23 protein-coding genes are annotated in these 21046 nt (G+C 73.3%); 13 read left to right on the top strand and 10 right to left on the bottom strand.

The genetic code is table 11. The features are described from left to right. Positions 1–22 precede the first annotated feature (22 nt). Positions 23–1075, bottom strand: coding sequence for a DUF8320 family protein (locus tag QQX09_RS07995; RefSeq protein WP_301133219.1), 1053 nt, complete (start codon positions 1073–1075; stop codon positions 23–25). Beyond that, positions 1051–2253: a sensor histidine kinase gene (locus QQX09_RS07990; protein WP_301133218.1), complete on the bottom strand. Its 1203-nt coding sequence runs from the start codon at positions 2251–2253 to the stop codon at positions 1051–1053. Before QQX09_RS07990 ends, QQX09_RS07995 begins: the two co-directional genes overlap by 25 nt. A 244-nt stretch (positions 2254–2497) precedes the next feature. Between QQX09_RS07990 and QQX09_RS07985 the strand changes: the two genes are divergently transcribed. From QQX09_RS07985 to QQX09_RS07935, 11 genes are all read left to right on the top strand, one after another. Next, positions 2498–2971, top strand: coding sequence for a nucleotidyltransferase domain-containing protein (locus QQX09_RS07985; RefSeq protein WP_301133216.1), 474 nt, complete (start codon positions 2498–2500; stop codon positions 2969–2971). Then, entirely contained in the window at positions 2971–3333 is a 363-nt protein-coding gene (locus tag QQX09_RS07980; protein ID WP_301133214.1) for a HepT-like ribonuclease domain-containing protein, read from the top strand. The genes QQX09_RS07985 and QQX09_RS07980 overlap by 1 nt, the downstream gene beginning before the upstream one ends. 74 nt (positions 3334–3407) lie before the next feature. Beyond that, positions 3408–4277 (top strand): FAD/NAD(P)-binding protein, encoded by an 870-nt coding sequence (locus QQX09_RS07975; protein WP_301133212.1) that lies wholly within the window; start codon positions 3408–3410, stop codon positions 4275–4277. 90 nt (positions 4278–4367) lie between these two features. Beyond that, positions 4368–5327 carry a 5'-nucleotidase gene (locus tag QQX09_RS07970; RefSeq protein WP_301133210.1) on the top strand — a complete coding sequence of 320 codons (960 nt, stop codon included), beginning with the start codon at positions 4368–4370 and terminating at the stop codon, positions 5325–5327. Between the two features lie 123 nt (positions 5328–5450). After that, entirely contained in the window at positions 5451–6320 is an 870-nt protein-coding gene (locus QQX09_RS07965; protein ID WP_301133208.1) for an NADH-quinone oxidoreductase subunit B family protein, read from the top strand. Continuing rightward, on the top strand, positions 6317–7624 hold the full coding sequence (locus QQX09_RS07960) for a Ni/Fe hydrogenase subunit alpha (protein WP_301133206.1): 1308 nt from the start codon (positions 6317–6319) through the stop codon (positions 7622–7624). Before QQX09_RS07965 ends, QQX09_RS07960 begins: the two co-directional genes overlap by 4 nt. Next, complete coding sequence (locus QQX09_RS07955; protein ID WP_301133204.1) at positions 7621–8118, top strand: hydrogenase maturation protease; 498 nt, start codon at positions 7621–7623, stop codon at positions 8116–8118. The genes QQX09_RS07960 and QQX09_RS07955 overlap by 4 nt, the downstream gene beginning before the upstream one ends. Continuing rightward, positions 8109–8339: a HypC/HybG/HupF family hydrogenase formation chaperone gene (locus QQX09_RS07950; RefSeq protein WP_301133202.1), complete on the top strand. Its 231-nt coding sequence runs from the start codon at positions 8109–8111 to the stop codon at positions 8337–8339. The genes QQX09_RS07955 and QQX09_RS07950 overlap by 10 nt, the downstream gene beginning before the upstream one ends. Next, positions 8336–9232 carry a DMT family transporter gene (locus QQX09_RS07945; protein ID WP_301133200.1) on the top strand — a complete coding sequence of 299 codons (897 nt, stop codon included), beginning with the start codon at positions 8336–8338 and terminating at the stop codon, positions 9230–9232. Before QQX09_RS07950 ends, QQX09_RS07945 begins: the two co-directional genes overlap by 4 nt. Beyond that, the gene (locus tag QQX09_RS07940; protein WP_301133197.1) at positions 9229–10023 is read left to right on the top strand and encodes a DUF6390 family protein; all 795 of its coding nucleotides are present in this window, start codon (positions 9229–9231) and stop codon (positions 10021–10023) included. Before QQX09_RS07945 ends, QQX09_RS07940 begins: the two co-directional genes overlap by 4 nt. Positions 10024–10035: 12 nt before the next feature. Beyond that, a complete protein-coding gene (locus QQX09_RS07935; protein ID WP_301133194.1) occupies positions 10036–10761 on the top strand; it encodes an energy-coupling factor ABC transporter permease in 726 nt (241 codons plus the stop codon). A 533-nt stretch (positions 10762–11294) separates the two neighbouring features. Here the strand turns inward: QQX09_RS07935 and QQX09_RS07930 are convergent. The 8 genes from QQX09_RS07930 to QQX09_RS07895 form a co-directional block, all read right to left on the bottom strand. Beyond that, complete coding sequence (locus QQX09_RS07930; RefSeq protein ID WP_301133192.1) at positions 11295–11861, bottom strand: hypothetical protein; 567 nt, start codon at positions 11859–11861, stop codon at positions 11295–11297. Positions 11862–11961: 100 nt separating this feature from the next. Beyond that, positions 11962–12159: a hypothetical protein gene (locus QQX09_RS07925; protein ID WP_301133190.1), complete on the bottom strand. Its 198-nt coding sequence runs from the start codon at positions 12157–12159 to the stop codon at positions 11962–11964. Next, positions 12156–12650 carry a hypothetical protein gene (locus QQX09_RS07920; RefSeq protein WP_301133188.1) on the bottom strand — a complete coding sequence of 165 codons (495 nt, stop codon included), beginning with the start codon at positions 12648–12650 and terminating at the stop codon, positions 12156–12158. Before QQX09_RS07920 ends, QQX09_RS07925 begins: the two co-directional genes overlap by 4 nt. A gap of 39 nt (positions 12651–12689) precedes the next feature. Next, positions 12690–15680: an AAA family ATPase gene (locus QQX09_RS07915; RefSeq protein WP_301133184.1), complete on the bottom strand. Its 2991-nt coding sequence runs from the start codon at positions 15678–15680 to the stop codon at positions 12690–12692. Next, positions 15677–16864 (bottom strand): exonuclease SbcCD subunit D, encoded by a 1188-nt coding sequence (locus QQX09_RS07910; RefSeq protein WP_301133182.1) that lies wholly within the window; start codon positions 16862–16864, stop codon positions 15677–15679. The genes QQX09_RS07915 and QQX09_RS07910 overlap by 4 nt, the downstream gene beginning before the upstream one ends. A gap of 154 nt (positions 16865–17018) precedes the next feature. After that, positions 17019–17327, bottom strand: coding sequence for a hypothetical protein (locus QQX09_RS07905; protein ID WP_301133180.1), 309 nt, complete (start codon positions 17325–17327; stop codon positions 17019–17021). Between the two features lie 78 nt (positions 17328–17405). Continuing rightward, complete coding sequence (locus QQX09_RS07900) at positions 17406–18248, bottom strand: alpha/beta fold hydrolase (protein ID WP_301133177.1); 843 nt, start codon at positions 18246–18248, stop codon at positions 17406–17408. Further along, positions 18245–18721 (bottom strand): CoA-binding protein, encoded by a 477-nt coding sequence (locus tag QQX09_RS07895; RefSeq protein ID WP_301133175.1) that lies wholly within the window; start codon positions 18719–18721, stop codon positions 18245–18247. Before QQX09_RS07895 ends, QQX09_RS07900 begins: the two co-directional genes overlap by 4 nt. 164 nt (positions 18722–18885) lie before the next feature. On the opposite strand from QQX09_RS07895, the gene QQX09_RS07890 reads away from it, so the two are divergent. Continuing rightward, the gene (locus QQX09_RS07890; RefSeq protein ID WP_301133170.1) at positions 18886–19104 is read left to right on the top strand and encodes a hypothetical protein; all 219 of its coding nucleotides are present in this window, start codon (positions 18886–18888) and stop codon (positions 19102–19104) included. A 140-nt stretch (positions 19105–19244) separates the two neighbouring features. Next, positions 19245–21005: a glycerol-3-phosphate dehydrogenase/oxidase gene (locus QQX09_RS07885; protein ID WP_301133168.1), complete on the top strand. Its 1761-nt coding sequence runs from the start codon at positions 19245–19247 to the stop codon at positions 21003–21005. The last annotated feature ends 41 nt before the right edge of the window (positions 21006–21046 follow it).

The raw sequence follows: 21046 nt of genomic DNA, 5'->3' as shown, positions 1-21046 counted from the left end.
GCGCGACGGCTGACGCCCGCGCCTACAAACCAACCCCACTGGGCACCGCCACCCGCCTCACCTCGTCGCCACCCAGCGACACGATCGTCAGCATCTCGTCCCGCCCGGGCGGCAGCAGCCGCACCGTCACGCTCCCCTCAGCCGCGGCATCGAGCGCCGTCGAGACGGCGCGCACCACCGCATCGGTCTCGATGGGGGAGAGCGGCACGCCCAGGTCGTCCAGCAGTGTCACCGCCACCCCCCGCGACCTCGCCCGCGTCGCGGCCTGCACGATCGGCGGCAGCGCGAGCCCGTGCCCGCGCACCGAGTCGCGCAGCTGCGCCTCCACCCGCACGATCTCCTCGCGCATCGCCTCGGTGAGCGGCGTCCCCGACGCCAGCAGCGTGAGCGCGGGGACCACCACGTCGGCGAGCTCGTCGGCGCGCTCGTCCTGGACGCGCCGCGCCGCCTCGAGCGCCCCTGCGGCGGCCGCCGCCTCGACGGACCGGCCGGCGAGCGCGTTGATGCGGGCGCTCGACCGTCGCAGCGCCGTGCCGAACAGCGTCGCGATGATCAGCAGCAGGATCTGCGGCATCGCGAGGGTCAGCCCGTCGACCGCGCCCCGCCCCGCGAGCTTGGCCCACAGCATCGTCTCCGCCAGCATGACAAGACCGCCCGCCCACGCCAGCCGCGCGCGACGCCGCAGGGTGAGGAACCACAGCAGCCAGGTGTTCGCGCCCAGATACCAGGTGGCACGCCCCAGCGAGCCGGTGTCGGGCAGCGCGTACAGCACCAGCGCCGTCGAGGCCACGACCACCCCGAGCACCGCCGCCGTGAGAGCGAGCGGGAACGGGTCCGGATGCGGCCGCGTCACCACGAATCCGCCCGCCGTCACCAGCGCCACCGCGACGTACGACGCCCACACGTGGTCGAGCAGGTCCGCCGTGCTCGCGACGAACGCGAGGTTCGACGCGACGTACACCGCCAGGATGAGCTGCGCACCGCGCGTGTGCAGTCCCAGCAGTCGGCTGATGTCGGTGCCGCGTGGGGTCGGGAGGGACGATGCGGCGGTCACGTCGTCGCCTCCGCGCGCCACCACAGCTCCACCGTCGTGCCCTGGCCGGGCGCCGACGCCACCCGCGATCCGCCGCCGCTGAGCGCCGCCATCCGCCCGCGGATGCTCACCTGCAGGCCCAGCCGTCGCGAGGACACCGCCCGCGGCGCGAAGCCTCGGCCGTCATCGCGCACGGTGACGCGGACCTCGCCCTCGGCCACGCCGACCGTGACCGTGCGCATCACGGCCTCGCCGGGCTCGCCCGCGTGGATGACGCTGTTGCGCAGCGCCTCGCCGGTCGCCTCCGCGAGCGCGGTGACGACGGACGCGGGGACGGGCTCGGACGTGGTGACAGTGGCCGCGACGGGCATGTCGCCGGCGATGTCGTTCGCCGTGGCGCGCAGCGCGGCCACCAGCTGATCGGGAGGGTATGCGGACTCGCGCGACCGCGCCTCCCGGATCGCGTCGATCGACCCGAGCGCCCGCTGCGCGCGTTCGGGCACCGCGTCCGACGTCGGCGTGCGGACGGCGGCGATGAGCACCGACATGATCTCGTCGTGCACCAGCGCGTTGATGCGGGCCTGCTCGCGCTCGCCGGTGCGCTGCGCCGCCTCGCGGGCGGCCTCCGCGCGGGCCCGGGTGGCCTCCCGGTCCTGCCGCGCCGCCGCGACCACCACGGCGGCCCCGGCCCCGGTGAGGATGAGCGACGTCACCAGCGCGCCCATCCCGTCGAGCAGCGACTGCTCCAGGTGGCCGCCGGCGGCGTAGTACTCGACCGTCGCGACGAGCGGTCCCTGCGCCATCGGATACAGCCACACCCAGGGCCGATGCCACGCGACCGCCAGCAGCGTCGCGTGCAGCGCGCCGAAGCCCTGGAGCCACGGCGCGGCGCCGTCGTCGAGGACGTCGACGGTCATCATCGGCACCCACAGCAGCTGCGACAGCACGAATCCCGCGGCGGCCGCGGTCACCAGCCAGCGCAGCACTCCGATGCTCGCCGCGAAGGCGATCACCGCGAGGCTCGCCGGGATCGCGACCCCCACGAGCACGGTGAACGCGCCGAACGGCGCGCGCAACTGGTCCATCTGGGCGAGGAAGCCGTTGGCGCCGCCCGCGAAGAGCACCGCGAACAGCGCCGCCGCGAGCCCGGTCGCGAAGTACGTGGTGCGCTGCATGCGCTCGAGCGCGCTGCGAACCACCGGGGTCTCGATGGTGGTCATGAGGCGCACCGGGCCCGCGTCGCATGCGCACGCACGCGCTCGCTCCCACTCCGCGCCATGTGCCGCCTCCCACCACACGTGCCGCAGCCCTCGACCGCCGTCGGCCGAGGTCCCCTGTGCCTATGGTGCCTGCTCGGCGGCAGATTGGCACGGGGCAAGTGCTGTGCGGCGGTGCATGCCGAGGCGCGCGCGCATCGTTCACAGGGGATAGTCAAGACCTGTAGCAGGTTCATAAGATTGCCTTATGACGCTGGCTTCCGCGTATCGCGATGCGCGACGAGATGAGGAGATCGCGCGACTTCGTCGCGTTCTCGCCTTGCGCGCCATGCTCGCGACCGGGATGTCGCAGAGCGGGGTCGCGAGGGAGCTGGGGATCTCGCAGCCTGCGGTCAGTCAGCAGCTCAAGTTCGCGCCCAACCTCGACGCCGTGCACCCGGCTGATCTCGTGCGCGCCGCCGCGCCGGTGCTCACCGCGCTCGCTGGCGAGCGAGGCTACGGACACCTCGCGGTGTTCGGCTCGGTCGCGCGTCGTGAGGCGAGGCCGGAGTCGGACGTCGATCTGCTCGTCGAGGCGCCGGAGGGCACGTCGTCGCTGGAGTTCGTCGCGTTCGCACGGCTGCTGGCGCAGGTGCTCGGCCGCGAGGTCGATCTGGTGGAATACGGAAGCCTCCGACCAGGTCTCGACGATGACATCCGTCGCGACGCGGTGCTCCTGTGATGGATCGCCGTGCCGCCAAGGAACTCCTCCACATCGAGGGGTGGCTCGACCGCGTCGACGAGATCGCGCAGCGCGGGCGCGACGCCTATCTGGCAGACGACCTCCTTCAGGAGGCGGGCGACTCGCTCATGATGAAGCTCGGCGAGGCGGCGAACCGGCTCGCACGGCTCGGCGTCCTCGCGCCCGACGGCGTCGAGTGGGCGCTCGCCGTCGCGAACAGGAACTTCATCATCCACCAGTACGACCGTGTGAATCGGTCCATGACGTGGCTGACCCTCGCCGTCGACCTGCCGAGGTGGAGGGCTTCGCTCGCGCCCGTGTTCGCCGATGCGGCGGCCGCGATCGCCGGCGACGGCGCCTAGCCTCGCGCCCCACCCGGACCAAGGTCCCTTCCGCCTCGCCCACAGCGTCCTAGCGTCGCTAGAGGAGGCGTCTCATGACCACCACCGCAACCCGCGCATCGTCGCCCGGCTCGCAGCCCGCCGACCCCATGGTCCCGCGCCGCTACGTCATCACCCACGTGCGCCAGGACACCCGCGACACCTTCACGCTCCTGCTCGACCCCGCGGACGGCGGGCCACCGCTCGACTTCGCGGCCGGCCAGTTCACCATGCTCCACGCCTTCGGCGTCGGCGAGGTGCCCATCTCCATCTCCGGCGACCCGGCCAGCCCCGCGCCGCTCGAGCACACCATCCGCAACGTCGGCGCCGTCACCCGCGCCCTCGTCGAGGCGGCGCCCGGCACCGAGATCGGCGTGCGCGGCCCCTTCGGCACGTCATGGGACGCGGACGATGCGGTGGGCCACGACGTCGTGTTCGTCACCGGCGGCATCGGCCTGGCCCCGCTGCGCCCCGCGATCCTCGACGTGCTCCGCAACCGCGACGCCTACGGCAAGGTGCTCCTCCTGTACGGCTCCAGGACGCCGGACGACATCCTCTACGGCCACGAGATGCACCGCTGGGCGGACCTCGACGGCGTCAACCTCCAGATGACGGTCGACAACGCGCCCTACGGCTACAAGGGCAAGGTCGGCTTCGTGACGGAGCTGGTGGCCCGGGCCGGCTTCGACCCCCGCAACGCCTTCGCCTTCGTGTGCGGACCCGAGGTGATGATGCGGTCCGCCGCGACCGCGCTCAACGCCCGCGGCGTCCCCAAGCCCAAGATCCGCCTCAGCATGGAGCGCAGCATGAAGTGCGGCGTGGGACTGTGCGGCCACTGCCAGCTGCGCGAGCTGTTCGTGTGCGTCGACGGGCCTGTGCTCGACTTCGCGCGCCTCGAGCCGCTCATGAACGTCCGCGAGCTCTGAGCGCGCCCGAGGCGAAGGGGGAGTGACCGCTGTCGGTCCCGCCCGCTAGGGTCGAACTCCTGCCCCCGACGCGAAGGAGACCCGCTGCGCATGCGGTACGCACTCGACAACCGCCTGGTCGTGGGCGTGGCCTCGTCCGCGCTGTTCGACCTTGCCGAGTCCGACGCCTACTTCCGCGAGCACGGCGAGACCGCGTACCGGCACTACCAGGACGAGCGCATCGACGAGACGCTCGAGCCCGGCGCCGCCTTCCCGTTCGTCCAGCGCCTCCTCGCGCTCAACGACCTGCGCGCCGACGACCCCCTGGTCGAGATCATCGTCCTCTCGCAGAACGACCCCAGCACCGGCCTGCGGGTGATGCGGTCCATCGAGGCGCAAGGCCTCACGATGACCCGCGCCGTCTTCACGCAGGGACAGGCGCCGTACGCGTACATCGGCGCGCTCGAGATGTCGCTGTTCCTGTCCGGCAACCGCGAGGACGTGGACGATGCGATCGCCGCGGGCTTCCCCGCGGGTCACGTCCTCCCATCGGCGGCCGCGTACGACGCGTCGGACCCCGGCCTGCGCATCGCCTTCGACTTCGACGGCGTCCTCGCCGACGACGGCTCCGAGCGCATCTTCAAGACCGCCGGCATGGACGCCTTCCGCGACCACGAGGTCGACCGTCGCGACCACGCCCTCCGCCCGGGCCTTCTGCAGCCCCTGCTCAAGGACCTCAACCGCATCCAGGCGCTCGAGCGGGCCCGCAAGGACTCCGACCCGGCGTACGAGGAGCGTCTGCGCATCGCCCTCGTCACGGCCCGCGCCGCCCCGGCCCACGAGCGCGCCGTGCGCTCCCTGCGCGACTGGGGCGTCGAGGTCAACGACGCGTTCTTCCTCGGCGGCGTCGCGAAGTCGCAGGTGCTCGAGGTGATGAAGCCGCACATCTTCTTCGACGACCAGGCCACCCACCTCGAGGACGCCACCGACTTCATCATGGGCGTCCACGTGCCCTACGGCGTCGCGAACGAGATCGTCGAGACCGCGCCTGCCCAGGAACCGGCCGGGTAGCAGGCCCCACCCGGACCAAGGTCCCTTTCACGCCCCGGATAGCGGCCTAGCGTCGCTAGAGGAGGCGTGTCATGGACGACATCCGATTCCTCGCACCGCCCGCTCGTCGGAGGGGGTGCTGACATGGTCGAGCACGCCCACACGCACCCCCACGAGCACGAGCACGATGCGGCGGTCGCCACCGAGCCCACCCCGCCCGACGCCCGCCCCAAGCTCGCGGTGTGGAAGTTCGCGTCCTGCGACGGCTGCCAGCTGAGCATCCTCAACTGCGAGGACGAGCTCCTCCAGATCGCCGAGTCCATCCACATCGCGTACTTCCCCGAGGCCACCCGCGCGATCGTCGCCGGTCCCTACGACCTGAGCCTCGTCGAGGGCTCGATCACCACCCCCGAGGACGTCAAGCGCATCCACGAGATCCGCGCGCAGTCCGGCACGGTCGTGACGATCGGCGCGTGCGCGACCGCGGGCGGCATCCAGGCGCTGCGCAACTGGGCCGACGTCGACGAGTTCCGCTCGATCGTCTACGCCCACCCCGAGTACCTCTCGACGCTCGACACCTCCACCCCGATCGCGAGCCACATCGACGTCGACTACGAGCTGCGCGGCTGCCCGGTCGACAAGACCCAGCTGGTCGAGGTGCTCGCCGCGTTCCTCAACGGCCGCAAGCCCCGCATCCCCACGTACTCGGTGTGCGTCGAGTGCAAGCTCAAGGGCAACGTCTGCGTCCCGGTCGCCACCGGCACGCCCTGCCTCGGCCCCGTGACCCAGGCCGGATGCGGCGCGCTCTGCCCGTCCTACGGGCGCGGCTGCTACGGCTGCTTCGGCCCCCAGGACTCCGCGAACACCGAGGCCATGACACGCCAGCTCGCGGAGCTCGGCATGTCCAACGCCGACATCGTCCGCGTCTACCGCACCTTCAACGCCGGCTCCCCGGAGTTCGCCGCCGCGAGCGACCAGGCGGCCGCCGCATCGTCCACCGGAGGTCCGACATGACCCACCAGCTCAAGGACGGCGGCCAGGTGATGCAGGTCGGCATGCTCGCGCGCGTCGAGGGCGAGGGCGGCATGCACATCGAGTTCAAGGACGGCCGCGTCGAGTCCGTCCAGCTCAACATCTTCGAGCCGCCACGCTTCTACGAGGGCTTCCTGCGTGGCCGCAAGTTCACCGAGCCTCCCGACATCACCGCACGCATCTGCGGCATCTGCCCGGTCGCGTACCAGTCCGCGTCGACCGAGGCGATGGAGACCATCTGCGGCGTCACCACCACGCCGGAGATCCAGCTGATGCGCCGCCTGCTCTACTGCGGCGAGTGGATCGAGTCCCACGCGCTGCACATCTTCATGCTCCACGCGCCCGACTTCCTGGGCTACGAGTCCGTGCTGGAGATGGCCAAGGACCACGCCGAGGTGGTCCAGATGGCGCTGCGCCTCAAGAAGGCCGGCAACGACCTCATGACCGCCGTCGGCGGCCGCGCGATCCACCCCGTCAACGTCAAGGTCGGCGGCTTCTACCGGATGCCCACCGTCGCCGAGCTGCAGCGGCTCCGCCCCGCCCTGGAGCAGGGGAGGGACGATGCGCTGGCAGCCGTCGCCATGGTCGCGACCTTCGACTTCCCCGACATGGAGCAGGACTACAACTATGTCTCCCTGCGCCACCCCGACTGGTACCCGCTCGAGCGCGGCACCGAGGTGGTCGCCACGAGCGGCGTGCGCTTCCCGGTCACCGAGATCGCCGACCACGTCACGGAGTTCCACGTCGCCCACTCCAACGCCCTGCACGCATCGTTCGACGGCAAGCCCTACTTCGTGGGCCCGCTCGCGCGCTACAGCCTCAACTTCGACCAGCTGAGCCCCACCACGCAGGAGGCCGCACTCACGGCCGGACTCGGGGAGACGTGCCGCAACCCGTTCAAGTCGATCATCGTGCGCACCGTCGAGCTCGCGTACGCCTTCGAGGAGGCGTTGCGCATCGTCGACGCGTGGCGCGACGGGTACGCGCCGTCGGTGCCGGTCGCGCCGGTCGCGGGCGAGGGCATCGGCGCGTCCGAGGCGCCGCGCGGCCTCATCTGGCACCGGTACCGCATCGACGCGGACGGCGTCATCGAGGACGCGCAGATCGTGCCGCCCACCTCCCAGAACCAAGCCTCCATCGAGGCGGACCTGCGCAAGGCCGCCGAGCAGTGGATCGACCTCGACGACCACACGCTCACGCACCGCTGCGAGGAGGCCATCCGCAACTACGACCCCTGCATCTCGTGCGCCACCCACTTCCTCGACCTGCGGGTGAAGCGGTCATGACCGGCGGACGGGTGCTCGTGGTCGGCCTCGGCAGCCCCGACCGGGGGGACGATGCGGTGGGCGCCGCCGTCGCCGAGCGTCTCGACGCGCTGGGGATGGAGGGGGTCGACGTCGTCACCCGCGAGGACCCCACCCAGCTGGTCCGGCTGTGGACGGGGCACGATGCGGCCCTCGTCATCGACGCCGTCGCGTCCGGCAACCCGCCGGGCCGGCTCCACATCCGCGAGGTGGGGGACAGCGGGGAGCCGCTGCCCACCAGCGCCTTCATGGCCGCGGGCCGCGGCGGCAGCCACGCCTTCGGGCTGGCCGGCGCCGTCGAGCTCGCCCGCACGCTGGGCACGCTGCCCAGCCATGTGACGGTCGTCGGGGTCGAGGCGAAGACCTTCGACTTCGGCCCCATGTCCCCGGAGGTCCGGGACCACCTCGACGCCGCGGTCGCCACGGCCGCCGCCGAGCTCATCGCGCTCAGAGAGGAAGTGCAGTCATGTGCCTAGGAACCATCGCCCAGGTCATCGAGGTCCACGCCGACGGCCGCGCCGTCGTCGAGGACCACGGCAAGCGCCAGCTGGTGCTCGAGATGACCGTGTCGGACGACGACATCACGCCCGGCGACTGGGTGGTGGTCCAATCCGGGTTCGCGCTCGAGCGGATCTCGGAGAAGGAGGCGCTCGAGGCGCTGCGCATCCGCGACTCCCAACCGGAGGCGACGACATGATCTCCACCCGTGGCAGGGGCATCGCGCTCGCGGGCGCGACGGCCCTCATCTCCGGCGTCGCCGTGTACGTCAACTCCAACGGCGTGGCCGCGTACGGCGACGCGACCGCGTACACCACCGCGAAGAACGCGATGGCGGCCCTCGTGATCGCCGCCGCGTTCGTCGCGGCCCGGCCCGCCGGGGCACGCGTGTCGCGCCCCACGCGGGCTCGCCAGTGGTGGGGGCTCGCCTTCGTCGCCGTCTTCGGCGGCGCGGTCCCGTTCGTGCTGTTCTTCCAGGGGCTCGCCTCGACCGCCTCGACGCAGGCGGCGTTCCTCCACAAGACGCTGATCGTGTGGGTCGCGCTGCTCGCCGTGGTGGCGCTCAAGGAACGGCTCTCGTGGTGGCACCTGGGCGCGATCGGGCTGCTGGTCCTGGCGCAGTGGGGGCTCGCGGGCGATGTGGGCCTGGTCGCGGACCGGGGGACCGCGCTCATCGCGGCGGCCACGCTCATGTGGGCCGTCGAGGTCGTGGTGTCGAAGCGCCTGCTGGGGTCGATGACCCCGTGGACGCTGTCGCTCACGCGCATGGTCGGCGGTTCGGTCGCGCTGCTCGCCTGGTCCGGCGCGACCTCAAGCCTCGGGAACGTGATCCCGAGCACCGCCGGCCAGTGGGCGTGGGTCGTCGTCACCGGCGTCCTGCTCGCCGGCTACGTCCTCACGTGGCACCAGGCCCTCTCCCGGGCGCAGGCCGTCGACGTCACCGCCGTGCTCGTGCTCGGCGCGGTCGTCACCGCGGCGCTCGCGGGCGCCCTCGACGGCGCGGCGCTGGCCTCGCAGCTGCCGTGGCTCGTCATGCTCGCCGCGGGCGGGCTGATCTTCCTGCTCCCGACCCGCCGAGGCGCCCCGACATGACCGCGCGGCTGTCGCATCGTCCACCGTTGCCCGCCGACGGTGCGGTGATCTTCGGCCGCTACGCCTTCCCGCCCAACGACCTGGGCTACTGCGGGCCCGACCGGGCCGGCGAGCTGCTCGAGCGGGTCGACGCCGGCGCGTCCGGCCGCGCGCTCGAGGAGGTGGCGCGCGGCTTCGAGGGGGCGTGGCCGTACCTCCAGCTCATCGGCGAGTGCCTGGGGCGGTCGCCCCTCGACCCCGAGGTGGTCGAGGCCTACTGGCTGGGCGGCTCGGCGGTCGGACGATGCGGCGGCACGGCCTTCGCGAACTCCCTCGAGTCGAGGTTCCGGTCGCGTCTGACGCGCGAGGAGTTCGCGCGCCTGGTCGAGGGCGTCGCGATGGGCGGCACCCCGCACCACAGCTTCCACGTGTTCGGTGTCTACCCGTGGGTGGGCCTCATGAGGGGCGGGCATGTGGACGCGCCGCTCGAGGTGCTCGACAAGTGCCGCATCCGCTGGGGGCGCGTGGTGTCCGTGGCAGGCGACACCGCCGTGGTGGAGGGGCGCCATCTCGCGTGGGACGGCCGCTTCCTGCGGTTGGGACCCGTCACCACCGAGACCGCGCGCTTCCGCCGTGAGGGGCAGTCCTTGGCGCGGGCCTTCGACGCGGGGGACTGGGTGTCGCTGCACTGGGACTGGGTGTGCGACCGCCTCGACACCGCGCGCCGCGACCGTGTCCGCGCGGCCACCCTCACCGAGCTTGCGGCGGTCAACCGCTGCGCCGTTCCCGCACCCGCCGTGGTGCTGGCCTGAAAGGGGTTCATCATGCACATCCAGAGCGGGGTGCTCGACCCCGGGGTCCTGATCGTCACGGGGGCGGCCGCCATCGGCGCCGTCACCTACGCGGGTGTCGCGCTGCGGCGCGGCGAGAGGCGCTGGGGGCTGGCTGCGGCCGGCGCCGGCGCGGTGCTCGTCGCGCACCTGCTCGACGTGCCGCTCGGCATGGGCGGCACGCTGACCGCCCACGTCATCGGCGGCACGCTGCTCGCCGTCGCGCTCGGTCCATGGCTGGGGCTGCTCACGATGACCGGGGTGCTCGGCTTCGAGGCGCTGGTGCTCGGCGACGGGGGCGTGGGTGCCCTCGGGGCGAACGTGCTCGTCATGGGCGTCGCGGGGGTGCTGGTCGGATGGGCGGTCTACCGGGGCGTGCTGCGGGCGGTCGCGCGCTGGCGCGGCGAGCTCCCGGGGGACCGCTGGGTCGTGCTGGCGTCGGGCGTGGCCGCATGGGTGAGCGTCGTCGCATCGTCCCTGGTGCTGTGGGGCGTCTACGCGGCGGGGGCGCCGTCGCAGTTGGCGGCGCGCGCCTGGAGCGTATCGATCCCGCACCACCTCGCATGGGCGGTGCTCGAGGCGGCGGCCACGGCGGCGGTGGTCGCGGTGGGGCTGGCGTTGGCGGGGCATCGCGCCCGGGCGCTCGCGCACGCCGACACCATGGGCGCCGGCCACCGCCAGGTGCGCGTCATCGACGGCGACCTCGAGGCGCTGGGGTAGGGCAGGGGGTCGGGTCCGGGGTCCGGGGTCCGGGGTCCGGGGTCCGTGGGCCGGTCCCGTGCGCGGCCTGGCGTGGCCCCGCGTGTCGTCGCGTCCGCTTCCGCCCTCGGCGTGTCCCACGGGGAGACGCGCTCGCATCCCACTGTTTCAGGAATTCCTAGAACAGCGGTATGCGAGCGCGTCCTTCTCGGCCGACACGCCGCGGCGCACGCCACCCCGGACGGGCCATTTCAGCAATTCCTAGAACACTGCGGAGCAAGTAGCGCGCGCCGCGCCGCCACGCCCGCACCGCGCCGCCACGCCCGCACCGGTCCGCCACGCCCGCACCGGTCCGCCGCTTGTGCGTCGCCCCGCCGCTTCCGCACAGTCCCGCGACGCGCATCGTCCCTGCTCCGCCTCCATTGCCCGGGCCCTGCGGGGATGAGATAATGGAGGTAGCGAAGGGCAGTAGCTCCGAGCAGTGAACCCGGCAGCCTCCCGGATGGTTGGTCAGCCGGGTTTCGCGCTGTCCGGGGGCGTGCGCGCCGCGATGATCACGCGGCGTGCCTCCGGCCGCGGTTCTGCGGCTCCCTCACCACCTCGTGGTGGACGACGAGCGGCGCGATCGCGTCCCGGTACGCCCCGCCCTTGGACCACAGCCAGGCGGCGAAGTCGGCGATCCACAGCAGCGGCTCGGCGGGTCCGGCCTCGTGGCGGTACCTCATGCGGTGGATCTCGCCGGTGTGCATGAGCATGGCGATGGTCTGCCGGTCGCGGTACTCGACCGGCGCGTCCTGCTCGAGGACCCAGTGCGTCACCTCGTGGTCGGAGGCCCAGCGGGCGAGGGCGTCGACGCAGGCCTCGCGCGCGACGTACTCGGGGTGGGTCTTGGCGTGCTCGACGATCACGATGTCGACGCTGTCGCGGAGCCGCACGAGCCTGCGCAGCGCACGCTTGCGCGCCTCGGGCTTCTCCTTCGAGGTGTGCCAGCGCCGCGCGGTGCCCACGCGCCAGTCCATGACCTCACGGCGCAGCCGGTGCAGGTCGTCGGCGTCGACCACGGCGCCCGCGAAGCGGAAGCCGTCGACCTTCGACTCGTCGCTGAAGAGATGCCTGTCCATGCGCCGTCACCATCAACCCCTCACCTCGAGTCTGGCAGGCGCGGCGTGTGCGGCGCGCGGTGAGCTCGGGGGCGCGCGGCTCGCGTCAGCGCGTTCTCGGCTAGTAGCGCAGGAGCCGGCGAGGCCTGCGAAGCCTTCGGGGCGTGAACCGGATGCCGTCGCCGAGGTCGGTCTCGGCAAGCTTCTGGAGCCGAGGGTCCGGAGTCTCGCCGAGGTTGGTGAGCGCCTGGACGCGGATCCGCGCGAGCTCCACCTGCTCGCGCTCCAGCGGGCTGACGCGGATCTCAGACGTGCTCACGAATCGGCCCCTCCCCATCGACGCAGCGAGGTCCTGCGCCATCTGGATCCATTGTGCGGGTCAGAGTCCGACGCGTGCACCATCTCCGCAGCGGTGAAGGCCTCCAGGAACTGCGACTCGCGCGAGCCCTCGCCGCCCGCCAACGGGTCGGACGCGAGCGCCAGCAGCACGCCGCGAGCGACGCGTCGCTCATTCGGGTCAAGCGCGAGCTGACGCTCAGCCGCCCACTGCGCGCGCCTCCACCACTCGGCTCTCGCGTCTGCATAGGCGCGTTGGCGCAGCGTGGTGAGCCCCACGACGCCTGCAGCGACCGCTGCGAGCGCCGTCGCAATCGGACCGAGGTCGCCGACGTAGCCGATGATCCGCGCCCAATCGAGATCGACATCGCCGGCGTCGAGCGTCACCAAGGTGGCAGCGGCGCCCAGCATCGAGCCCAACGCGATCAGCGCGAGAGCTCCCAGAAGCGGGATGCGCACGTTCTGCTCGCTCATGCGCGGGCATCCGACACGACGCTTGGTTCGCGTTGCACCTCAGTCCACCTCGCCGACCTTCACCTCGACCCGGCTCGAGCCGTCCGCCGCCTTGGTGACCTCGAGGCGGGCCGGGATCGCGTCGTGCATCGCCTCGACGTGCGAGATCAGCCCCACCGTGCGGCCCGAGTCGCGCAGGTCGTTGAGCGTCGACATCGCCACCTCGAGGGTGTCGCCGTCGAGCGAGCCAAAGCCCTCGTCGATGAACAGCGTCGACAGCTCGATGCCGCCCGCCTCCGCCGTCACGGTCTCCGCGAGCCCGAGCGCGAGCGCGAGCGACGCAAGGAACGTCTCGCCGCCCGACAGCGAGCGCGTCGAACGCGCCTGGCCCGTGTGCGCGTCCGCGATCCTCAGCGCGAGGCCGGTCTCCTTGCCGCGGTACTGCGCCGAGTCGTCGTGCTCGAGCTGGTACTGGCCGCTCGACATGGTCCGCAGCCTCACGTTGGCGGCCGCCATGATCCGCTCGAGCTTGGACGCCAGCACGAACGACTCGAGCCGCAGCCGCCTCTCGTTCGGCGCCTTGCCCTCGAGGGCGTCCGCGAGGGTGGCGACCACGTCGCGTTCCGCGCGGGCGCTCGCGGTCGACTCGCCGAGCTCCCGGTACTCCGTCGCCAGCGCGTCCAAGTCCCGCGCGCGTCCGGCCGCAGCCGTGGCGGCCTCGATCGCGGCGTCGCGCGCACCCGCGGCTTCGGTGGCGGCCGCCGCCAGCGCCTCGAGATCCGCGGCCTCTTCCGGCAGCTCCCGGTCGGACAGCTCCGCGACCACCGCGTGCGCCGCCGCGAGGTCGCTCCGGTAGGACTCCGCCTCGGCCTCCAGGCGCGTCAACGCGGCGGGCTCGAGGCCTGCCCCGCGGGCCTCCTCGATGCCGGCTAGCCCAGACGATGCGAGCGCCTCGTCGAGCGCTGCCGTCGCCTTCGCGTGGGCCGCGGCGGCGTCGTCGGCTGTTCCGGTCGCGGCGATCAGCCTCGCGAGGAGGGAGCGCGCCGAGGCGAGGGCGTCGGCGTACGCGGCCACGGTGGCGTAGCCGTCGGGACGATGCGCGGCGAGGTCCCGCGCGGATGCGAGCTCGGTCGCGGCGCGGGTGACGGCCTCCTGGGCCGTCGCGACGGTGCGGGTCTGCTCCTCCCGGCGGGTGACGAGCGCCGCCTCGCGGGTGGCGAGCGTCTCGAGCTCTCGGGTGAGGCGGTCGCGCTCGGAGGCGGCGGCCAGGGCGGCGGCGTGCTCGGTCCGGGCCGTCTCGAGGGTCGCGGCCGCCGCCTCGGCATCGCCCTCGCCGGCCTTCTCGCGTGCCGCGGCGAGCGCGCGGTCGGCCTCGGCGCGGGCGTCGCGCGCGCCCGCGAGCGCGCGATCCGCCGCCTGCAGGGCCTCGTAGGCGGCGTCGACGGCCTCGTTGGTGACGTGGTCGTCGGACGGCCGCGCGGGGGAGGGATGGTCGGTCGCGCCGCACACGGGGCACGGCGCGCCGTCCTCGAGCTCGGACGCGAGGTGCGCGGCCTGCGAGCGGAGCCGGCGCTGGACGAGAGCGGCGTGGGCGGTCGCGGCGGCCGCGTGGGTCTCGGCGGCGCCCGCCTCGGAGGCGTGTGCCCGGTCGAGGGTGGTGGACAGGCGGTCGACGAGCCCGTGGGCCTCCACGGTCGTCCGCGCGCGCTCGACCGCGCCCGCGAGGTCCTCGACCCGAGCCGCCTGCGTGCCGGCGGCCTCGAGCGCTTCGCGCAGCTCCTGCTCGCGCTCGGGAAGCGCGTCGAGCGCGGCGCGCGTCGCCTCGACCGCATCGGCGGCGGCCGCGGCGGCCTCGGTCTTCCGCGCATGCGTGGCCTCGAGCGACGGGATCGACCGCTCGGCGGCTAGCGCTCCGGACAGCGCGCCGATCTCGCCCGCGAGCTCCGACTCCCGCTCCCGCAGGCCCGCCTCGCCCGCGTCGGTGAGATCGCCGGCGGGCCACGCGAGCCCGGCCGCAGGGTCCGCGGCCGCGACCTCGCGCGCCCGCTCCAGCGCGTCGGACGCCTCGGCGGAGGCGCGCTCGGCGCGCTCGGCCTCACGCATCGGCCCCAGCACGGGCACGGCCCGCCGCGCGGATGCGACGCGCGCCTCGCGCGCCGCCTGCTCGTCCGCGCGGGCCTCGAGGTCCGCGACGGTGACGCGTGCCCGGGAGAGCCGGTCGCGGGCACGCTCGACCTCGCGCGCCTCGTTCAGCGCGGCGGCGGTCGCCTCGGCGGCCGTGGTCGCATCCCCACGGGCCGCGGTCGCGGCATCGACGGCCCGGGCGGTCGACGCGGCGGCGTCCTGCCAGAACGGGTCCCGCTCGGCGACTGTCGGCGCGTCCACGCCCACGAGAACGGCGGCACGCTCGACGAGCCCCGCGAGCTGACCGTCCGCGGCGTCGACGGCGGCCTGCCGCGTCTTCGCGATCTCGCGGATGTGCTGCTCGAGATCCTCGAAGCGGCGCGTGCCGAACAGCGAGCGCAGCACGGTGCGCCGCTCCGACGTGTCGGCCTTGAGGAACTCCGCGAACCGGCCCTGCGCCAACAGGATCACCTGGAGGAACTGCTCGCCCGTGAGCGGCACCGTCGCGGAGACGTGCTCGCCCACCTCGCGCGGCATCGCGGCGAGGATCTCCCACTCGGCGCCGCGGCGGACGTACAGCTTCGCCTCGGCTCCCTTGGTGGTGGTGCCGGTGCCGCGCTTCTTGGCGCGCTCGTAGGCGGGGGAGCGCCACACCCGGTACTGCCGCGCGCCGACCTCGTAGTCGACGGCCACCGAGGTCGGGTCGTCCTCGCCGCAGAAGTGGCTGCGCAGGACGGGCTCGGCCTTCTCGTAGCGCGGCACCTTGTCGTACAGCGCGAAGCAGATCGCATCGAGGATGGTCGACTTGCCGGCGCCGGTCCTGCCGGTGATCGCGAACAGGCCCTCGGTCTCGAAGGCGGTGAGATCGATCTCCTGGCGGTCCAGGTAGGGGCCGAATCCCTCGAGCTCGAGGCGCAGGATCCTCATCGGGTCGCCTCCCTCGCCTCGAGCGAGCCCAGGGCCTCCGCGATCAGGCCCCTCTCCGCCTCGGACAGCGCGGCGCCGTTGCGCACGTACCCGAGGAACTCGTCGACCACCTCGAGGTCGCTGCGGCCCTCGACGCGCTCGGCGTAGGTGGCCTCGCCGTGGTCGTGGCGGGTGGCGGGACGATGCGTGAGGGTCACCGCGTGCGGGAAGCGCGTCTGAAGTGCGCGCATGGCGTCGCGGGGCAGCTGGTCGTCGGTGAGGACCACGTCGACCCACGCGTCCTCGGCCTCCGTGTGCGCGCCGGGCGCGAGCAGCTCCTCGAGCGTGCCGGTGAGGCGCACCGCCGAGCGGGGCGTGGGCAGCTCCAGCCACTCGACGACCGGCTCGGAGCCGGGCGCGCCGAGGTCGACGATCCACGCCCCCTTGGTCCCCGAGATCTCGCCGAAGCTGAACCGCAGCGGTGCGCCGGAGTAGCGGACGCGTGGCGCGAGCGTCGCGTGCGAGTGGATGTGGCCGAGTGCGACGTAGTCGGGCCCGTCGAACGTGCCGATCCCGACGATGTTGAGGCCGCCGCGCGAGATGTCGCGCTCCTCCGCGCGTCCCGACTCCTCCGTCGTGTCCGAGACCCCCGACGCGAAGCAGTGCGAGGCGACCACGTACCGCGCCGGACCGTCGGCGCCGCCCCGAGCCGCCGCATCGTCCCTGATCAGTCCCATGGCGAAGGCGAGGGCCTCCTGGTGGGTGGAGCCCTCGAAGCCGGGGAATGCGGCGCGCAGGAACTCGGGGTGGACGTACGGGATGCCGTAGAGGAGCACGTCGCCGTGCGCGTCGCGCAGCGCGACGGGGCTGGCGAGGTCCTGCAGACGCGTGCGGAGGTGGACGCCGCCGAACGCGGCGAAGTCGGCCATGTGGCCCAGGCGCGCGGGGCCGTCGTGGTTGCCGGAGGTGAGCAGCACCTCGGCTCCGGCCTCGCGGATGTCGCGCAGGGCACGGTTGAGCAGGGTGAAGGCGTCGGCCTTGGGGGTGGAGCTGTCGAAGACGTCGCCGGCGACGATCACGGCGTCGATGCCGCGCGCGCGCACCGCGTCCGCGATCGCGTCGAGCACGGTGGCGAGGTGCTCGTCGGTGGAGTGGCCGTGGAACGCGCGGCCGATGTGCCAGTCGGACGTGTGGAGCAGGCGCATGCCGCGAGGGTAGCGCCGACGTCCGACAGCCGGTCGCGCACCTGTTTCAGGGATTCCTTGAACAAGGGGGAGGGAATACTTCGTCCGGCGCGACACGCCTCGTCCGGCGCGACACGCCGCGGACCGGCGTCGCCCGGCAGCGGGACGATGCGCCTCAGGCGGCGGCGTGCTCCGAGCCGGCGTCGTCGGGCAGGGTCGCGGCGCCGGGGCCCGCGGCGGTCGGCCCGGACGCGTTCAGCAGCAGCGCGCGGAGCGTCCGGAACAGCACCATCAGCGGGATGGTCGACAGCGCGCCGAGCGCGGCCCCGACGAGGGCCGCCTTCCAGCCGAACGCGCCCCACGCGTCCGTGAAGATGCTGCCGGCGATCGCGCCCGCCGCGAGGGTCCACCCGACGAACCAGATCCACATCCACGCGTCCTCGTCGCCGAGGTCCAGCTGGATATCGTCCTTCAGTGCCTGCATGAGTCCGACCCTAGTGACGGGGGCCGACAGGCGCCTGCCCCCACTTGTGGGGATAGCAGGGGCGTCGATCCGTCCGATTCACTCCGCGGCGTCCCGGATGAAACCCGCGACGGCGGCCTCGACCTCGGTGGGGTGGGTGAGCGCCATCGAGTGGTCGGCGTTGGGAAGCGACACGTGAGCGACGTCGGGGAACCACGCGCGGATCGCCTCGATCTCCTCCTCGAACCAGTGCGCGCTCGCGGTGCCGCTCACCAGCAGCACCGGCGCCGTCACCTTCGCCGCATCCGCCTCCGTGTAGTCCCATGCCAGCAGCGCGGGGATGTCGGCGGTGAAGAAGGTCTCCGCGTCGGCCTCGGCCTGGGCGACCGCGCCGGGGAGCATGCGCTCCACGTCGAGCCGCCAGTGCGGGTCCATGAGGCGCGACAGGAAGCGGTCCGCGGCACGCACCGCGCCGAGGTGCTCGTACTCCGTCACCAGGCGCGTGTTCGCGACGCGGAACGCGGAGGCCGAGGCCGACTGCACCGGCGGCGGCTCGATCGCGACCACGCGCGCGCAGCGCTCCGGATGGTCCGCGGCGGCCTGCAGCGCGACGGCCCCCGAGTAGGACACGCCCACGATGACGGCGCGCGGGATGTCGAGCTCGTCCATGAGGGCGACGAGGTCGCCCGCGTCGAGCCGCACGGACCCGGACCCCGCGACGGTGCCCGCGGTGCCGTAGCCGCGGCGGCGGTACGCCAGCACGGGGCGCCCGAGGTCCGCGGCGAGCAGCCGGGCCACGGGCAGCAGCTCGTCGGCGGTGAGCGCCGTGCCGATGAGGATGACCGGCGGCTTGTCGGAGCGCACTCCGGTCTCCCACAGGTCGAGCTTCGCCCCGCCGACGTCGATCGCGCGCCAGCGCCCCTGCTCGACGACGCTGCTCATACCTGGCGTGGGACGTTGCCGGTGAGCTTCATGAAGGAGCACATGAACTTGTGCCCGCCGTCGGCGGTGGGGCCGAACATGCACGGGCAGCCGCCGTCGATGACGGCCATGCCGTGCTCGCGACCCCACGCGGCCGCCGCATCGTCGACGCTTCCCTGGCCCGGGCCGCGGTGCATCCACACGTCCTTGATGCCGAGCGACTCGGCCTCCTTGACCGTGTCGAGCGCGCGGTCGGGCCGCGTGCCGATGATCACCGCCTCCACGCCGCCCGGCACCGCCGCGAGGCTGGGGTAGGCGGGCCCGCCCTCGACGGACTCGGCGTTCGGGTTGATGGCGAAGGCCTCGTACCCGCGTTCACGAAGCCGCTGGTAGACCACGTTCGAGCCGTGCGATCCGGGCGTGCGTGACACGCCCGTGACGGCAATCCGCTTGTGCGCGAGGAAGGCGTCGGCGGCGTCCTTGATGGCAGTCATGATCCGCTCCCTGTGAGCTCGGAGTGGGGACCCTGCCTTCCATGGTCACGCGCGGGACGATGCGCGGCAAACGGAGCGGTGCCCCCACAAGTGGTGGCTTGAGGCTCGCGGGGCCCGCGGGGGAGCCTCGATGGTGGACGAGCACGGGAGCGGGGGCGCGCGAGATGAACAAGAACCACAGATCGATGGCCGCGGTGAACGGGTTCGCGGTGCTCGCGATCGCCGTCGTCGGCTGGTTCGTGTGGCTGTTCCGCGACCTTCCCCACGCCGGCGCCGGCCTGCCGCAGTTCGTCATCGCGCTCGGCGTGATCCTGCCGCTGTGGGGCGCCTTCGCCGCGAAGGCCGCGCACGACCAGCGCAACCGCCGCACCAAGCGTCGCTGAGCTCCCCGCAGGAGTCGCAGATCTCCTCAGACCGTCGCTGAGCTCCCCGCAGCGCGATCGGGCGGGGAGGCCCGGGGCGGCGACGATCGGGGACGGGTCATCTATTGCGCACCTGGCTGACACCTGCGCACCATGGCGGCATGGCCCCGCGCCGCAGCCCCGGGGGCCGGGACACGCGCCCGGCCTGGGCCGACCTGCGCGACCGCCCGGTCACGGACGTGCTCATCATCGGCGCGGGCATCAACGGCGTCGCGGCCTTCCGCGACCTGGCGCTGCAGGGCGTCGACGTCACGCTGATCGACCGCGGCGACGTCGCCGCCGCCACCAGCGCCGCCAGCTCGCGCATGATCCACGGCGGCCTGCGCTACCTCGAGAACGGCGAGTTCCGGCTGGTGCGCGAGGCGGTCGCGGAGCGCAACGCGCTGCTCGCGAACGCCCCGCACCATGTCACCCCGCTGCCCACCACCGTCCCGATCCACACGATCTGGTCCGGCCTGGCCTCGGCGCCGCTGCGCTTCCTCGCGGGCCGCGGCCCCGCCCGGCGCGCGCCGCGCGGCTCGATGCTCATCAAGGCGGGCCTCACGCTCTACGACGAGTACTCGCACGCCGGCCGCGCCGAGGACGGCACCGGCGTGCCCCGCCACACCTTCGCGGGCCGCACGCGGTCGCTCGAGGAGCTGCCCGACCTCGACCCCACCATCCGCTGCACCGCGACCTACTACGACGCCGCCGTCCGCGCCCCCGAGCGGCTCGCGCTCGAGATGGCGCTCGACGCGCTCGCCGCCCATCCCGGCGCCCGGCTCGCCACCTACGTCGAGGCGACCGGCGCATCGTCCACCACGGTCGACGTGCGCGACGTCGTCACGGGCGAGACCGCGCGCATCAGCGCGCGCGTGGTGGTGAACGCGTCCGGGCCGTGGACCGACCTCACCAACGCGACGCTCGGCGAGGAGACCGCCTTCATGGGCGGCACCAAGGGCAGCCACATCGTGCTCGACAACCCCGCGCTGCACGCCGCGTGCCGAGGTCGGGAGATCTTCTTCGAGAACCACGACGGGCGCATCGTCCTCATCCACCCCCAGCACGGCCGGGTCATCCTCGGCACCACGGACCTGCCGGCGGACCCGCGCGAACCCGCCGTCTGCACCGACGAGGAGATCGCGTACTTCCTCGAGCTCGCCGCGCGGGTGTTCCCGGGCATCCCGGTGACGCGCGAGCAGATCGTGCACCGCTTCGCCGGGATCCGGCCGCTGCCGCGTGCCTCCGATGCCGATCCCGGCCGCATCCCGCGCGACTACCGCCTCGAGCGGTCCACCCTGCCGGGCGGGGACGTGCCGCTGGTGAGCGTCGTCGGCGGCAAGTGGACCACGCACCGGGCGCTGGGGGAGCGCATCGCCGACGAGGTGCTGGGGATCCTCGGCCGCGAGCGGCGCGTCTCGACCGCCGCCCTCCCGATCGGCGGCGGGCGCGACTACCCGCGCCCCGACGACCGTGGCGACTGGATCGCCGTCCACCTGCCCGGGGACGATGCGCGGGCCGGGGTGCTGCTCGACCGGTACGGCACACGCGCGGAGGAGGTCGCGGCCATCGAGCGCCGCGGGCGATCGCGGTGGGACGAGGGGCGCCACCTGCGCCACGCGCCGTCGTACACGCGCGCGGAGATCGCGTGGATCGCGCGCGCCGAGCACGTGGTGCGGCTCACCGACGTGGTGGAGCGGCGTACCCAGCTGACGTTCCGTGGCGAGGTCGCACCGGCGCTGCTCGAGGAGGTCGCGAAGATCGTGGGACGCGAGCTCGGATGGAGCCGGCGGCGCCGCGCCGACGAGATCGAGCGCATCCTCGCCGCGCGGGAGGCGGTGCGGGTCGGCCGGGCGCCGTCGACCTCGGTCGCGCCCTCGTAGGGACTGCTAGCAGGCAGGATGAGCATGCCGCGGGTAGCGTG

The organism is Demequina litoralis (assembly GCF_030418455.1).
Lineage (GTDB): Bacteria > Actinomycetota > Actinomycetes > Actinomycetales > Demequinaceae > Demequina > Demequina litoralis.
The sequence above is the reverse complement of the archived record's forward strand: the minus strand, read 5'-3'. Positions and strand labels throughout refer to the sequence as shown.